The 15,531-nt window shown below is 67.4% G+C and carries 9 protein-coding genes and 1 pseudogene; 3 read left to right on the top strand and 7 right to left on the bottom strand.

The genetic code is table 11. The annotated features are described in order from the left end of the window. The first annotated feature begins 5 nt into the window (after positions 1-5). Positions 6-1,145, top strand: a complete 1,140-nt coding sequence (locus E1262_RS02440) for a sensor histidine kinase (RefSeq protein WP_132101445.1) — start codon at positions 6-8, stop codon at positions 1,143-1,145. Then, positions 1,142-1,798: a response regulator gene (locus tag E1262_RS02445; RefSeq protein ID WP_132101446.1), complete on the top strand. Its 657-nt coding sequence runs from the start codon at positions 1,142-1,144 to the stop codon at positions 1,796-1,798. The genes E1262_RS02440 and E1262_RS02445 overlap by 4 nt, the downstream gene beginning before the upstream one ends. On the opposite strand, the gene E1262_RS02450 is transcribed toward E1262_RS02445, so the two are convergent. From E1262_RS02450 to E1262_RS02475, 6 genes are all read right to left on the bottom strand, one after another. Beyond that, positions 1,795-2,915 (bottom strand): IS3 family transposase gene (locus E1262_RS02450; RefSeq protein ID WP_420810499.1). Its coding sequence is split into 2 segments (ribosomal slippage): positions 1,795-2,645 and positions 2,645-2,915, totalling 1,122 coding nucleotides; the frame shifts between segments, so codons are not numbered across the junction. The two genes, E1262_RS02445 and E1262_RS02450, sit on opposite strands and share 4 nt — an antisense overlap. Before the next feature lie 539 nt (positions 2,916-3,454). Next, a complete protein-coding gene (locus tag E1262_RS02455) occupies positions 3,455-4,489 on the bottom strand; it encodes a LacI family DNA-binding transcriptional regulator (protein ID WP_132101448.1) in 1,035 nt (344 codons plus the stop codon). Between the two features lie 56 nt (positions 4,490-4,545). After that, positions 4,546-5,526, bottom strand: a complete 981-nt coding sequence (locus E1262_RS02460) for a hydroxyacid dehydrogenase (protein WP_203453470.1) — start codon at positions 5,524-5,526, stop codon at positions 4,546-4,548. Positions 5,527-5,626: 100 nt separating this feature from the next. Next, positions 5,627-7,198, bottom strand: coding sequence for an ABC transporter substrate-binding protein (locus E1262_RS02465; RefSeq protein ID WP_132101450.1), 1,572 nt, complete (start codon positions 7,196-7,198; stop codon positions 5,627-5,629). Positions 7,199-7,288: 90 nt separating this feature from the next. Then, complete coding sequence (locus E1262_RS02470) at positions 7,289-8,164, bottom strand: carbohydrate ABC transporter permease (protein WP_132101451.1); 876 nt, start codon at positions 8,162-8,164, stop codon at positions 7,289-7,291. A gap of 53 nt (positions 8,165-8,217) precedes the next feature. Beyond that, on the bottom strand, positions 8,218-9,180 hold the full coding sequence (locus E1262_RS02475) for an ABC transporter permease (RefSeq protein ID WP_132101452.1): 963 nt from the start codon (positions 9,178-9,180) through the stop codon (positions 8,218-8,220). 565 nt (positions 9,181-9,745) lie between these two features. Here E1262_RS02475 and E1262_RS31215 point away from each other — a divergent pair. Further along, positions 9,746-9,975 (top strand): annotated as a pseudogene (locus E1262_RS31215) (transposase); the annotation flags it as partial. Between the two features lie 757 nt (positions 9,976-10,732). Here E1262_RS31215 and E1262_RS02480 read toward each other — a convergent pair. Further along, positions 10,733-15,523: a DUF7927 domain-containing protein gene (locus E1262_RS02480; protein ID WP_132101453.1), complete on the bottom strand. Its 4,791-nt coding sequence runs from the start codon at positions 15,521-15,523 to the stop codon at positions 10,733-10,735. Positions 15,524-15,531: the final 8 nt, after the last annotated feature.

Here is a 15,531-nt window from a genome sequence, read left to right on the forward strand (position 1 = left end):
GAGCCGTGGTCACTGTCCGGCGCTCCATCTGGCATGAGCCGCGGCCTGCTGACGCCCCGCCCATCGGTCGTCTCGACTGGCTGCTGGTGGGCGTGTTCGCGGCCGCCACCTTGGTCGAGGGCATCGTTCGGCCGGGCTTGGCCTGGCGACCCCTTGTGACGGTGCTCGCCCTGGCGCTTATGCCTGCCCTGCTCTGGCGGCGGCGCCGCCCCCTGATAGCCGCCCTGGTCGGGTGGGGCGTCGCCGGGCTGCTCTCGGTCCTCCAGCTGACTGCGCACGCCGGGGACCTCGGCCTCTACTCCATGATGGCCGTCCTGATCCTGCTCTACTCCCTGGTGCGGTGGGGCTCGGGACGGGAGATGGTCTTGGGGACGGCGTTCGTGACAGTCGTCGTCGCGCTGGGGATGTACGCCTCCTCCGCGGGCTGGGCCGATGTTTTCGGCGGGAGCGTCCTCTTGCTGTTGTTCGTCGCCCTCGCGGCGGTGTTCCGCTACCGCGCGGACCTCTGGCACCGCCAACAGCGCGAGATCCGCAATCAGGAGCGGGTGGCGCTGGCGCGAGAGCTGCACGACACCGTGGCCCACCACGTCTCGGCCATCGCGGTGCAGGCGCAGGCCGGTGGAGTGGTCGCCAGCATCCAGCCTGAGAAGGCTGCCGAGGTTCTGGCCGCGATCGAGGCTGAAGCGTCGCGAACCCTGGCGGAGATGAGATCCATGGTGCGGGTGCTGCGTGAGGAGGAAGCCGTCGCCTACTCACCGCAGCTGGGTGTCGCGGACCTGCCTGCTCTGGCGCGCGCCGACGCGACGCCCACCGTCGAGGTCTCGCTGGACGGTTCGTTAGCCCGGCTGGCACGACCCGTGGACGCCGCGCTCTACCGGCTCGCGCAGGAGTCGCTGACCAACGCCGTACGGCACGCCCGGAGCGCGACCCGCGTCGGGATCGACGTACGCCGGGAGGGCGACGCCGTCAGGCTGCGTGTCAGCGACGATGGACAGACCGAGCCGGGGCCAGCCCCGGAGCCTGGGTTCGGCCTGCTGGGCATGGCCGAACGCGCCCAGCTCCTCGGCGGATCGCTCTCCGCGGGGCCGGGGCCCGAAGGTGGCTGGGTGGTCGAGGCCGTGCTGCCGGTGGAGGCGCTGGCATGAGCATCCGTGTCGTCGTAGCCGACGACCAGGACTTGGTCCGGACCGGGTTGGTGATGATCCTCGGCGCGCAGCCCGATTTCGAGGTCGTGGGGGAGGCAGCAGACGGGCTCGCAGCGCTCGACCTGGCGACCCGGCTGCGTCCCGATGTCCTCCTCGTCGACATCCGGATGCCCGGGCTCGACGGCGTCGAGGTGACGCGGCGCCTGGCCGGGCCGGACGTGACGGACCCGATGGCGGTCGTCGTGATCACCACCTTCGACCTCGATGAGTACGTCCTCGGCGCCCTACGCGCCGGCGCCCGCGGCTTCCTGCTCAAAGACGCCGGGCCGGAGCTCCTCGTGCAGGCCATCCACGCGGCGGCCACCGGGGACGCGCTGATCGCCCCCAGCATCACCCGCCGGCTGCTGGCGACCTTCGCCGACCAGGCGCCGGTAGTACCGGTCCAGCCCATCGACCCGCTCACAGAGCGCGAGGAGGAGGTGCTCGCGCTGGTGGCACGGGGCCGGACCAACGCTGAGATCGCCACCGAGCTCTTCGTCGGCCTGAGCACGGTCAAGACCCACGTCGCATCGTTGATGACCAAGCTCGGCGCCCGCAACCGCGTCGAGATTGCGATGTGGGCACACGACACCAGACGCGTGAGAGCCGATTAGTGGGTACAGATCGCAGCGTAGGCCCGTGGGGTTCGGTAGCCCAGCGATGAGTGCGGCCGGTCGTGGTTGTACTCCTCCTTCCAGTCGCCGATGGTGACCTTGGCGTGGGTCAGGGACCAGAACAGGTGGATGTTGAGGCATTCGTCGCGCAGGCGACCGTTGAAGGACTCGATGAAGGGGTTGCGCCACGGCTCCCCGGGTGGGATGAACAGCATCCTGGTCCTCGTGCCAGCCCACTCGGCCGGCGCAGCCGCGATCATCTCCGGCCCGTTGTCCAACCGCAGCACCGCCGGGCCACCACCACCACGAGTGGCCGTGATCCGGTTCAGTTCGGTGGCGAGCACTTCGCCGGTGATGGAGCGCTCGACCAGCCCGCCGAGACATTCACGGGTGTGCTCGTCAACCACCGACAGGATCTTGACCGGCCGACCGTCGGTGGTCGAGTCGAACTGGAAGTCGATGGCCCATACCATGTTCGGGCCGGTCGCGGACGGCACCGACGGCACCGTGGAGGACCCGACCCGCTTGCGGCGACGCTTCACGACCACGCGGAGGCCTTCCTCGCGCCACAGCCGCTGGATCTTCTTGTGGTTGACGGTCCAGCCCTCACCGCGGGCATCGTGGTAGGCGCGTCGGTGACCCCAGCGGGGATGCTTGCCCGCGTACTCACACAGCCACGCCCGCAGGGCGGCGTCGGGGTCCTCGACAATCTGGGATGCCGGGGTGTGGCGTTGGGTCGATCGGTGCTGCCCGACCACTCGACACGCGAACCGTTCGCTCACCTTCAGCGTGCGCTGAAGATGGTTGACGGCCGCGCGTCGACGGGCCGGGCTCAGAAGTTTCCCTCTGCGATCGCCCGGAGCGCGTCCTTCTCCAACTCGGCGTCGGCCAGCAGCCGCTTGAGTCGGGCGTTCTCCTTCTCCAGCTCCTTGAGGCGCTTGGCGTCTTCGGCCTTGAGACCCCCGAACTGGTTGCGCCACCGGAAGTAGGTCTGCTCGCTGACGCCCAGCTGGCGCGCGACTTCGGCGGTATCGGCGCCCTGGGCGAGCAGCCGGTCAGTTTCGGTCAGCTTTCGGACCACCTGCTCAGGAGTGTGCCGCTTCCTCTTCGTCGACATGGTGTGAGCCTTCCCGCCCGCTCCCGCGGGCTGCAAGGACTCTCACACCCGATGGACCGGCTTTCCGGGGTCACGCCACGTCGCACCCGAGCTGGTGCGACGAGTGCACGAGGCGGTGGTGCTCCTTGGCTACCGGCCCAACAGGCCGCTGTGCGGGAGTCCACCGCCCCAAGGCGGGCGACATGCGTGCGCTGACCGCTTGTGATAGCCGTCACTATTCAGCCCCGGTGTCCGACGTCCGGCCGGGATACTGACCGACATTTTCCTTCTCTTCTCGATCTCCTTTCCTGCGCCGGTCGCATGTTCTTCAGCGCGGCGGCACGGGCACGGATCGTGTCGTAGACCTGGCCGCGAGAGTCGTAGGCGAGGCGGGAAGCCGTCGCCGACATCCGTCAACCTCCGATCGGAGGGCAGCTGGCCGATCCGGCCAGCCACGGTCCGGGCCGGACGGCGACGGTTCGTAGCACCAATGGCGGCCGCCGCAGATCCGGCACAGCGTCCCCAGAACGTGGATGTGAAGTATCGGAGCCCGCAGCGCCTCAGCGGGTCACCCGCGGTGTGCTCTCGCGCACGATCACATGGCCCTTGACGACCGTGGTGCGAGGCGGCGTCGTCCGGGGCAGGACTGTCATGGCGAGCGCTTCCTCGGCGATCTGCTCCCACGGCATGTGCACGGTCGTCAGCGACGGCGTGATGTCGCGGAGCGCCTTGATGTCGTCGAAACCGGCGACGGCGACACGGCGCGAGTCGCCCGTATCGCGAAGGAAGGTCAGCACACCCAGCGCCATGGCGTCGTTGACCGCGAAAATCGCCTCGACATTGACATTCCGCCGTAGGAGCTCCCCGGTCATCGCGTAGGCGGCGTCACGGTTGAATTCCCCGACAAGGATCCGGTCTGCCGACACCTCGATGTCCGCGTCCGCCAGGCCGGCGACGAAGCCCTCGGTCCGGTCCCGCTGGGTCATACCATGCTTCATCCCTGAGATCACCGCGAACTCGCGATACCCGAGGTCGACCAATGCCGTCGCCATGTCATATCCGCCCTGGCGGTTGGCATAGGTGACCGTGTCGAACGGCAGCCCTTCCTGAGAGATCAGGACCACTCGACCGCCCTCGTCCTCGTAGTGGCGCAGCGCCTCGATCAGTGCGGGGATCGTCGTGTCGTCCGCCGCTCGCCCACCGGTGATCACGAGGGTCTCCGGCCGGTGGCTACGGGCCAGATTGACCGCCTCGACGAGATCAGACTGCTCCGTACCCGCCGAGACCAGCGTGAAGGGCAGACTGCGACGCTGCGTCGCCTTGAGGACCCCGGCGGTGATCGGGTTGGCGAAGTCATCGGGCATGCCCTTGGCGACGAGCATGACACCCCGGGACCGACCGCGGGCGACCGCCTGCGCTGCGAGGTTGGTGGTGTACCCGAGGGTCTTGGCCGCCTCGAGCACCCTGGCCCTGTTGGCTTCCCGAACACCACGGTCATTGCCGTTGAGGGCGCGTGACGCGGTGGCCGCCGAGACCCCGGCCAGCCGCGCCACGTCGGCCAGTCGCGCGGCACGCGTAGTTGCCGAGTCGGTCATCGTGGTCGGTCACCTCCCTGATCAATATTGTGGATTGTCGTCGCTCGCTCGCCCCCTCAGCTGTCCGCGACGGATTCGGCGGCCACCGCGAGATCGGCGTATCGAGCCAACTCGGAGGCGACCTCGTCACCCATCCGGCGCAGCTCGGTGCCCATCGAACCGGAGATGTGCGGCGTGAGGAACACGTTCGGCAGGTCGTAGAGGGCGGATTCAGCGGGCAGCGGTTCGGGGTCTGTGACGTCGAGGACGGCGTTGATCCGGCCCCCAATCAGCTCCCGCTCGAGCGCTGCCGGCTCGACGATCACGCCACGGGCTGTGTTGATGATCGTGGTGCCGTCGCGCATGAGCGCGAGCAACTCGCGGTCGATGAGCCCGACGGTGTCCGGACGGACGGGCGCGTGGACCGTCACCACGTCGCTGCGGCGCACGAGCTCGGGCAGGCTCACCGGTTCAGCCCCGAGTCCGCGCGCCTCGTGTGGCGGGAGGTACGGGTCGTATACGAGAGCGTCCAGCGTGGGGAATGCGCGCAGCAGCTCGAGCAACACACGCCCGGTCCGCGACGCGCTGACGACGCCGACCGTGCGGGCGTGGTTACCAGCGTCGGCGAACTCCTCCTCCCGGTCGATGTAGGTCCGTCTCGTGCGGTAGAGATCCCGCGCCCGGACGGCGTCCTTGTTCGCGAGGATGATCATGGCGAGCGTGTACTCGGCGACCGGCACGGCGTTGACGTGGCCCATGTCGGACACGTGGACACCGGAGGCGCCGTCCGGGAGAAGCCAGCCGAACGCACTACCGGCGTGAATGACACGGCGCAGTCGCGGTGCGTGCCGCAGGACGGACCGGCGCAGCGGCGGCGTGTCCCATCCGGTGAGCAGCACCTCCGCGCGTGACAGCACGCGACGGGCGAGTTCCGAGTCGAACTCGGTGAGGACCCCGCCGAGTCGTCGCGCGGAGACACCTGCGAGCGCCTCGCAGGACGGGCCGAACAAGCGCTCAGCCAGCCGGGGCGAGCCGACAGCGACTGCGTATTCGATCACACTGATCCTTATCACGGATAGGACGTCCCGGGGTCGACGAGCTCGACTGCCCGGGGAACTCGTCGGTGTCGCCCTGGATCGACACCGACAGATGCATGGGCTACTGCGAGGCGAGATAGGCGTCGGCCTGCCTGTTGAGCTCCTCCTGAACCTTGGCCAGTCCGGCTTCGTCGACGGCGGCCTTGAGCTTGTCAAGGCCCTCTTCGACGTCGACCGCACCCGCATACAACGGGTTTCCGTATTCGGCGACTGCGGCGGTGATCTGCGCATGCTCGGTCTCGATCTCGGTCAGATCGGGAATGAACGAGGCGTAAGGGTCGAGGGTGAAGTTGTCGTAGACCTTGGACCACTCGAACCAGCTCTCCTCGCTCTCGGACATCCGCGCGTACTTGCGCTCGAGAGGAATGCGCCAGCTCAGGGCATAGCCCGGGAAGTTGGCGTACTCGCCGATGGGGTCGTAACCGTCGTCCCCGGCCGCCTCCCAGTCCGTGCCCTCCTCCCCGTACTGCAGCAGGTCGTGGTTCTCTTTGATGGAAACCCAGTCGAGCAGCTGCAGCGCCGCGTCGATGTCGGCAGCGGCAGCATTGACGACCACGAGGTTGTCCGCCTGGAAGGTCTGGTTCGGTTTGGCCGACTGACCGTCACGGAAGGGCAGGAGCGTGACGAGCGACGCGCCCGGGACGGCCTTCGTGAGTTGGTCCAGATGCCCGGCGGTGTCGAGCCCGTCCGTGATCCCCCAGGTCGAGGCCGCACCGCCGGAGTCGAACCGTGCCTTGAGGTCGGCCGAGTCGGCGTTCAGCCGATCGGCGTTGATGATGCCGTCCTCGTAGTACTTGCGGATTCGGTGCAAGGACTCGACGTACGGCTCGTACTCCCAGAACGGCACTGCGTTGGTCGACCCGGTTGTTGCGGCGTCACGAGACGGCACGAAGAACACCGAGTCGCTGGAGAAGTACAGCGGCAGAAGATCGGGGGATTCCCAGCCCTGCGCGTAGAGCGCACCAGTCGGCGCGCCGAGCGTGTCGAAGGGCGTGTTGTTGCGGATGTAGCCCGGGATCCCTTCCTTCTGGAGGACGTCGTACCAGAACTTCTCGAGCTGATCGAACGTCTCGATGTTGCCGCCTGCGTACTTGTCGATCAGATCGCCGCGGGCGATGTGGTGGTGGATGCGGCCCGCGCTGTTGACGGCCGGAACACCATAGATCGCGCCGTCGGGCCACCGGTTGGCGTCGAACGCCGCCTGGTCGACCATGGCGGTGAGGTTCGGGTAGTCGCCGCTGGTCAGGGCATCGTCGAGGGGGTGCAGCGCCCCGGCCTCGATGAGCCGGGCGATATTGAGCCACCGTGCCGAGAGCGCAGTCTGGAAGTTCTCGCCGGCGGTGAATTTCAGGAGCGACTGCGAGGCATAGTTGGACCAGTTGATGAACTCGGGGCTGACCTCGAAGCCGAGGTCGGCCTCGAGCTTCTCGTTGACCGCAGCACGCACACGGTCCCAGTGGGGAGGCACGTCGCCTGGCAGCAGCAGACCGTGGGTGGCGCTGCTGCTCTGGCCGTTCGATCCGGTGCTGCACGCCGAAAGTGCAGCCGCCGCGAGCACACCCCCCGACCAGGCGAGAAATCCTCGCCTCGATACCGGCCGTGACAGTGCAGCGCCGTTGGTGTTCGCTGTCATGGTGTTCCTCTCCTCGTGGTGCTCGAGTGGATGGATGGTTGAGGTCGATCGGGCGGGGTCACCGTCGGACCCGCTGCAGCGCGGGTGCCATCAGCCCTTGCTCGCCCCCAAGGTCAAGCCCTTGACGAAGTAGCGCTGGGCGAACGGGTAGGCCGCGAGGATCGGGCCGATGGTGATGACGGTCATCGCGAGCCGCATCTGATACACCGGTGCCGATATCGTGGTGCCGAGGTCCGCGGCGTTGGCGACGCTCGTGATGAGGTTCTGCAACACGAGCTGGAGGGGGTACTTGTTCGGGTCGCTGATGAACAGCAGGGCGTGGAACCACTCGTTCCAGAACGTGACGGCGTAGAAGAGGGCGACGACGGCGATCACCGGCTTGGACAGGGGCAGGACGACATGGAAGAAGGTGCGGAGCTCTCCGGCGCCATCGATTCGTGCGGCGTCGAGGATCTCCGGCGGTGTACCGCGGAAGAAGCTGACCTGGACGAAGACCAGGAACGGCGCGATGACGAGCGGCAGGATCACTGCGAACCACGAGTCCCGCAGCTGCAGAATCTGCGTGATGAGGATGTACATCGGCACCAGGCCGCCCGTGAACAGCATGGGTATGTAGGCGAAGACCGCGAGCGGCCGGCTCACCCAGGGCAGGCCTCGGGCAATGACCCAGGCGATACCGGAGGTGGAGGCGACCGCGATGGTGGTGCCGACGACGGTGATGAAGAGCGTCGCCCCGTAAGACAGCCAGACCCGCGATCCGGCGAAGATCGTCTGGTAGGCGTCGAGCGAGAAGGGCGACGGCCAGAAGGAGTACCCGCGTTGGGCGAGCACCGACTCGTCTGTGAGGGAGCCGGCGATGACCATCCAGAATGGGATGAGGCAGATGAGGCCGAACGCGACGACGCCGACGTAGCTCGCGATGGTGAACGCCTCGGGTCGCTGTCGAGGCCGGCGCCGAGCAGGCACGGCTGGGTCCGTCGAGTTCAACGGGGTGGCGTGCACGGGTTCCGCGATGGTGTTCACAGGATCGCCGTCTCTCTCGCGTACTTGCGCTGCACCAGGGTCGCGATCACGACGAGGACGAAACCGACCACCGACTGGAACAGTCCGATGGCCGCGGTGGTCCCGAAGTCGCCTTGCGTGCGCAGCGCACGGAATACGTAGGTGTCGATGACGTCGGTGGTCTCGAAGAGCGTTCCGTTGTCGCCGACGATCGCGTAGATCGTGGCGAAATCGCCGTAGAAGATCCGCCCGATGCCTAAGACCAGCAGGATGGCCGCGGTCGGTTTGAGCAGTGGCACCGTGATGCGGAACGCCATCTGGGCCCGGCTCGCGCCGTCGATGACACCCGCCTCGTAGACCTCTTCGGGGACTGCCGTGATCGCGGCGAGGAAGATGACGCTCATATAGCCGCCGAGGTGCCACACCTTGACGACAGTGAGGATCCAGGGCCATGGCCCTGGATCGGTGTACCAGGACAGCTCGGGCAATGACAGGACGTTGAAGAAGTCATTCACGAGACCACCCCGGCCGCCGGGCCCGGCGAGGAACGCCTGGAGGAAGATGCTGACGACGATGGGCGAGACGAAGTACGGCACGAAGATCACGGACTGCCAGAAGCGCTTGGTCACCCGGCCACGGATCTCGTTGAGCATGAGCGCCAGCAGGACGCCCGCACCCAGTGTCGCCGCGAGGAACAGGATGTTCAGGAACAGGGTGTTCCACAAGATCCGACTGGCATTGCCCGACGTGAAGAAGAACTCGAAGTTCTCCAGGCCGGCCCACGGTGAGCCGAACACGCCGTCGGCGACGTTGAAGTCCTGGAAGGCGACCACCAGACCGGCCATCGGTCCGTATGCAAAGACCAGGAGGAGGATGACGGCCGGCGCCGCCAGGATCACGAGACCGTAGTCACGCTTCTGGCGAATCCCGCGTGGTGCGGCGGGGGCACTCTCGGTCGCGGCTTTCAGGTCGGTACTCATCGGCGTTCACCTCCGCGCCGGCGGGGGAACGGCGACGTCACGTCGTCCTCGCGATCCACGGCACCCTCGTCTTCTCCGTCGAAGCGGTGTCTGCGTTCGTTGTGCCGCGACACTAGAGGTCGCCACACGCGCTGTCAAGAAACAATTGGAAGCGCATGCAAACGCGCTGCGGCCTCTCTTGCTCGCGGCCCAGGCTCGCATCTTGCCTGGTAAAGCGCCATTTCTGGCGCGCCCTCCTGGCTTCCTGAGGGGAGCAACCTGTACCCGAATCGAACCAGCCACGCCAGACGTGAATGCGGTTGCTGTCGTTCCGGACGGCATTCGAGCGGGATCATGGAGATCGGGACGAGGCCAGCGGCGGGGAGGCCACGGCTCTGGAGGCCACCACCGACGGGCAGTCGGTCCGGTAGTCGGTCGACGTGCCCGACAGTGGTGTCTACGACCTCCGAGCAGGGCTGAAGTGCCTTGGCGCCCGGGGCATCGCCCAGGTCTACGTCGACGGACCGGCATTGGGCGGCCCGATCGACGAGTGGCCGCATCTTTCCGAGTCGGAAGGATGAGCGTCGTGCCGAAGAAGATCGATACGGAGCTTCGTGCTCGTGCGGTGCGTCTGGTGGCTGAGCATCGTGATCAGTACTCGTCGGTGACCGCGGCGTCGGTCGCGGTGGCCCGGCAGCTGGGGGTGAGCTGGGAGTCGTGCGTCGCTGGGTGGCTCAGGCCGAGATCGACGCCGGCGAGAGGCCGGGCGTGAGCAGCGAGGAACACGAAGAGATCACGCGGCTGCGCGCAGAGAACCTACTTCGGCTGCCCGTACTACGCCGCCATGCGACCTGAAGAAGCCGCCGAGCTACGGATCGACAATCTCGACCTTCCGAACGAGGGCTGGGGCTGGATTCACCTGGAAGCGGCCAAGCCACACGCCGGCAGCGACTGGACCGACTCCGGCAAGGCACGACACGACCGACCACTCAGACAACGCGAGATCGGCGAAGTCCGCAAGATCCCGTCGCCCCTACGACCTGCGCCACGCGGCCGTCTCCACATGGCTCAACTCAGGCGTCCCGGCAACCCACGTCGCGACCATGATCGAGCAGGCTCTCCAGGGAGATAGACACGTATCTGCCAGCGACGGCCGTAGGCCGGGCCGCACGCCGTCGCCCCAGCTCGCGAAGTGGAACCGCGCCGGTCCGACCGGACGCTGCGGGCGGTCGCATGATGCGGGCCGCCTCAGGCCGGGCCGGCAGGGCCCTGATGGGAGCCCCATCGGGCGTCTGGCTCGGATGCCTCGGCAGGATGAGGGCGTTCAGTCGGTCGAGCAGCCCGGTCACGCGCCCCCGTGTCACGCGTGACCGGGCCACTTCTTCCCGCGCCGGCCAGAGAGCGTCCTGGTCGCGGAGCGGGAGGCTCGACGGCCGGTGAGGTCGTGCGGGCGCTTCGGCACGAAATCGCCCACGTCTGCGCATCGCGACCTCACCTCCAGCGCCTGGTGAACAGAACCGCCGTGCGGTGCCTCCGCCTCCGCAGAGGCGAAGGCACCGCGTCGGCGACCGGCCTACGAGGACAGGCCGGCGGTTCCGCCGCTCCCACTGAACGGCCGGCGACGGTGCGTGGCCGCGAGCACCAGACCGCCGATCAGCAGTGCCATCCCGCCGGTCAGGAGCCAGCCGGTGAGACCGGCGCCGGTGTCGGGCAGGTCCGGTGCCGGCGGCTCGTCCGGGGTGTGGTGATCCGTCTTGCAGTCGGGGTTGCCGTCTGCCGCCGGGACACACACCGACCGCTCGTCCGGGCTGGTGACCACGTTGCGCATCGTGGCGTCGGCCTTGTCGCCGACGGTCACCGAGTACGTGATCGTCACCACCTGACCCACCTCGAGGTCACCGGTCCAGGTGAGCTGCTCGTCCTCCATGCTCACCTGACCCGACGTCGCCGTGGCGTCGTCGTTCCAGTCCGCGACCGGCGCGACCTCGGAGAGGTCGTCGACCACGATGGCGTCCTCGATGGGAGCGGCGCCGACGTGCTCGACGGTGACGGTGTAGGTCACCACCTCACCCTCCTCGACCTCCGACCCGGGTTCGGGGTCCGACGTCTTGGAGTAGACGTACTCGCCCTGGTAGTGATCGGTCTGGCAGTCGGGGTTGCCGTCCGGCGCCGGGACGCACACGCCCCGCTCGTCGTCGGTGGTGACGATGTTGCGCAGCTCGTCGTCGCCCTCCCCGACCGCGTTGGCCGTCACCGAGTAGGTGAGCGTGACGACCTGATCGATCGCGAGATTACCGTCCCACCGCAGCGTCGTCCCTTCGAACGACGCCTCGCCGGAGTCGGCCGTGGCGTCGTTGTTCCAGACCGCGTCGTCCAGGACCGCGGACAGGTCGTCCTCGATCCAGGCGTCCTCCACGGGCGCCTCACCGACGTGCGAGATGAGCACCGTGTAGGTGATCACGCCGTCCTCCTCGACGACCGAGCCCGGAACCGGGTCCGACGTCTTGGAGTAGGTGTACGCGCCGTTGATGTGCTCGGTGGTGCAGGCCTCGGTTTGTCCCTCCGCCGGCACACACTTCTCCGGGTCTATAGGTGTGACCACATTCCTCAGGTACCGGTCACCCTCGGCGGTCACCGTGACCGAGTATGTCACCGTGACCACCTCGCCCGGGGGCAGCACACTCGACCAGGACAGCGTCGGCTCGTCGTACGTCGGCTCGGGGCCCGACGACGCGACCGCGTCGTCGTTCCAGGTGGCGTCGTCGAGCACCTGGGTGAGGTCGTCGTCGAATCCGGCCTCGACCTCGGCGAGGCCTTCAGTGGTCACGGTGACCGTGTAGGTGATCACGTCGCCGGGCTCGACCTCGGATCCGGTGACCGGGTCGGAGGTCTTCATCACCTCGTAGTCCCCGTACCAGTGGACCGTCGTGCAGTCAGGGTTCTGGTCCGGCGCCGGCACGCAGATTCCCTCGAGGCAGTCGGGGTCGTCCTCCGGGCACTCCGAGGTGACGACGTTCCTCAGCTCGTAGTCGCCCTCACCGGTGACGGTCACCGAGTAGGTCAAGTCCACGACTTCGCCGACGGCGAGTGGACCGTCCCAGCTCAGCGTCGGCTCCGAGTACGTCACCTCGCCGGACGTCGCCACGGCGTCGTCGTTGTAGGTGGCGTCGTCGAGGACCGCGGTCATGTCGTCATCGGTGAACGCATGCTCCACCGCGCCCTCACCGACCTGCGTGATCTGCACCTGGTAGGTGATCACGTCGCCGCGGCCCACCGTCGTGCCCGGTGCAGGGTCGGACGTCTTGGAGACCGTGTAGTAGCCGTACCTGAGGATCGGCGGCTCGCACGGGTTCACCTCACCCTCGGGCACCTCGTCCGGGCACACCGGCGACCACACCGAGTTGTCCACGATCGTGTCCGCACCGCCGGCCACGAGATCCGGGACGTCCTTGATCGTCACCGTAAAGGTGATGGTGGCGACCTCACCGACCGGGACCACGCCCTCCCACGAGAGCACCCCGTCGGCATACGTGACGGTGCCGATGTCGGCGGTCACGTCCTCGTTGTAGACCGCGTCATCCAGCACCTCCGCCAGCGTGTCGGTGAACACCGCGGCCGCCGGCACCGGACCCTCCTGGGTCACGGTGATCGTGTACGTGATGGTCTCACCCGGCTTCACCGTCGACCCCGGAGCCGGGTCCGACGTCTTGGCCACCGCGTAGTCCGACACGTACAGCGGCGCCGACGTGCGCATCACCAGCTCGGTGTGCTCGGCGATGGCCTGCGCCCGGTTGACGTACACGTCCTGCGGCTGCGCGCCCTCGGTCTCGATGACCACCTGGAACGAGAAGGTCTCGCCGGACACCAGCTCCCCGCCGATCACCCGGATCGCCGTCGGGTTCTCCGGCCGCGTCGTGCTCCACAACGCCGACGGAGCACCCGGCGCACCGTTCGCCTCGTCCTCCGGGTCGTCCGACAGCGTCGCCGGATCGGCGTCGGTGTAGTACACCGTCCCGCCGTCGGGCAGCACCACATCGGACAGCGTGTACGTCCCGTGGAACGCCGTCCCGCGCTGGTCACCGATGTAGGGCAGGATGTCGATCGTGTCGGTGAACGCCTGCGGCGTCGGGTCCTGCGACTCAATCGTGACCGTCCACGAGCCGGTCCCGACACCCTCGTCGTTGACGTACGGGATGTACGTCGGGTCGGCCATCTTCAGGATGAACGTGGAACCGTTGGTGGCTGTCGTCACCGTCTCACTGACCTGCGGCGAGTTCTCGCCCTCAAAGCTCGACACCGCCGTGTTGGTCAGCGTCGTGCCAGGTTCGACGCCTGCATCGGCGACGGCCTGATAGGTCAAGGTGTGCTCGGTGTTCGTCGCCACACCGTCGAGCGTCCAGGTCAGCACCTGCCGGCCCTGTCCATCGACGGTCACCACCGGTTCCGGATCCGCGGATCCGGGCTCGTAGGTCATCCCCACCGGCAGCGTGTCGACGATCTCGTACCCGTCGACCGTCTCGGGGATGATCCCGCTGCCGTTGGCGGAGTACGTCAACGTGAAGTCCGCCGGCACACCCGGCGTCACCACCGACTCAGCCGCCGCCTTCTCGATGAACGGCGTCGCCGTGACGATCCGCAGGATGTCCCGCCGGGCGTTGGTGTTGGGGTAGCGAGCGCCCGGAGTCTCCAAGCCCCCGCCGGGAAAGTCCGGCCCGACCCACGTTCCTTGCCGCAACCCTGAGCCGAACATCCACACGTCCTGGCCCGTCGGCACATCGTCGTTGATCCGGGTGTTGGCGTAGAGCCGGAAACCCCTGGCGTCCTCGGTGGCGTATGTCGAGAACGGGTACAAGATCCGCACCGCCCGCACCATCGCCGCCTGCTCCGGAGTGGCTGGGGGCGTCGTGGTCCAGTTGGCGCCGCCTGTGCTGCAGTTGAACCCGTCCGGGTCGGCCAGCGGGTTCGGGGTGACCAGGTACTCGACTGGGATGGTGTCGATGGTCACCGGCCTGAGCGACCCGTTGATGATCTGTTCCTTCTGGACGACCACGGAGCCGGGCTCGAACGTCACGAAGTCGGTGTCGAACACCAGGCAGTTGCCGTACTGGCTGGCTGGCGGAGCGTTGTCGACGCCGAAGCGAGTGAGCACGTGCTGCTGCACGACCGTCCCCGCCGACACCCGGTACGTGTCGTCATGCGGGACACCACCCGACCCTGTGAAGGGGCGATGCCAGCTGGCGGAGAACGCACCCGCCAACGCGTACGTCTTGTTAGTGGTGTTGTTCTCGGCAAGATCCGTGAATGGCGGAGCACTGGTCACTGGATCATAGGTCGGCGCGTTGGATTCGACAGTGATCGAACCGCCCTGGTTGGTGTACACCCGGAACCACAGCGACCCGCTGGCGACATAATCCCAGTCGAGCGGCAGCGGACGGTTGGTCGAGTCGCGAGTGGGCCTCTTGATCAGCGAGTAGTCGATCCCTCGAAGGGTGAGCTCGAAGACGCCGGGGCTCACCCGTGTCAACGTGCAGTCGGCGACGTGATTCGTGTTGCGCTGATCTTCCGGCGGTAGAGCAGCGTTGGAGAACGGGTGTCCGTCGGCAAGAGCGGACGTGTATGGCGTGCAGCCGTCGGCCTCGCCCGTCCACGGGTTGGGGCCGACGACGACATTCGCATCGTTTTCCTCGCCCACGTTGAGCGTGTAGGTGACCTCGTCGGGGCCCGGATCAGATCCTTTGCCGAGACGCAGGGACCACTGGACGTCGACATCGACGAAGGACGGGGTGCTGAGGTCGTCCCACAAGTAGTGCAGCGTGTTGGTCCCGTAGTGGATGTCCATCCTGAAGTCGTTGAGGATCTCGATCGGATCGAGCTCAACGGTCTCGCCACCGGGCGACGTACCATCCAGAACAACCTCGTCGCCCGTGACGCCCGTCGCGACTACCGGTGTCTGCACGACCACGGCCGTGCCCATGTCGACCGTCCCGAAGTTGCACGTCAGCGTCATTCCGTCGTCCGAGATGCTCGACGGCGGATCGACGCCCTCGGTCAAGCACAGGTCCGGAATGCCGTCGAATACCGCCTTCTCGACGGTGAACGTCGCAACAACGTTCTCCACCGGGTCATTGCTGGGCGGGTCCTCTGCGTCGTTCACGTTGACACGCCACTCCGCGACCACCGGATTGCCGCGGCCGATCGTCGCCGGCGGGTCGATCCATGCGCCCCTGATCTCGTACTCCGGCGTCGCCGCCTGCGCCACGCTCGCGCCGCCCAGGAGCACGAAGAGGCACGACAGCAGGGCGAGCACGACGCCCAGCGCCGTGCCGCGGCGTAGCTGTCCGCCCCTGCGGGACGATCGGCGCATTCGGCGCG

It is taken from the genome of Jiangella aurantiaca, assembly GCF_004349105.1.
GTDB lineage: Bacteria > Actinomycetota > Actinomycetes > Jiangellales > Jiangellaceae > Jiangella > Jiangella aurantiaca.

Coding starts and splice junctions, on each gene's coding strand:
- E1262_RS02465 (WP_132101450.1), bottom strand. CDS start 7,198: ATGACAGCGAACACCAACGGCGCTGCACTGTCACGGCCGGTATCGAGG.
- E1262_RS02445 (WP_132101446.1), top strand. CDS start 1,142: ATGAGCATCCGTGTCGTCGTAGCCGACGACCAGGACTTGGTCCGGACC.
- E1262_RS02475 (WP_132101452.1), bottom strand. CDS start 9,180: ATGAGTACCGACCTGAAAGCCGCGACCGAGAGTGCCCCCGCCGCACCA.
- E1262_RS02455 (WP_132101448.1), bottom strand. CDS start 4,489: ATGACCGACTCGGCAACTACGCGTGCCGCGCGACTGGCCGACGTGGCG.
- E1262_RS02480 (WP_132101453.1), bottom strand. CDS start 15,523: ATGCGCCGATCGTCCCGCAGGGGCGGACAGCTACGCCGCGGCACGGCG.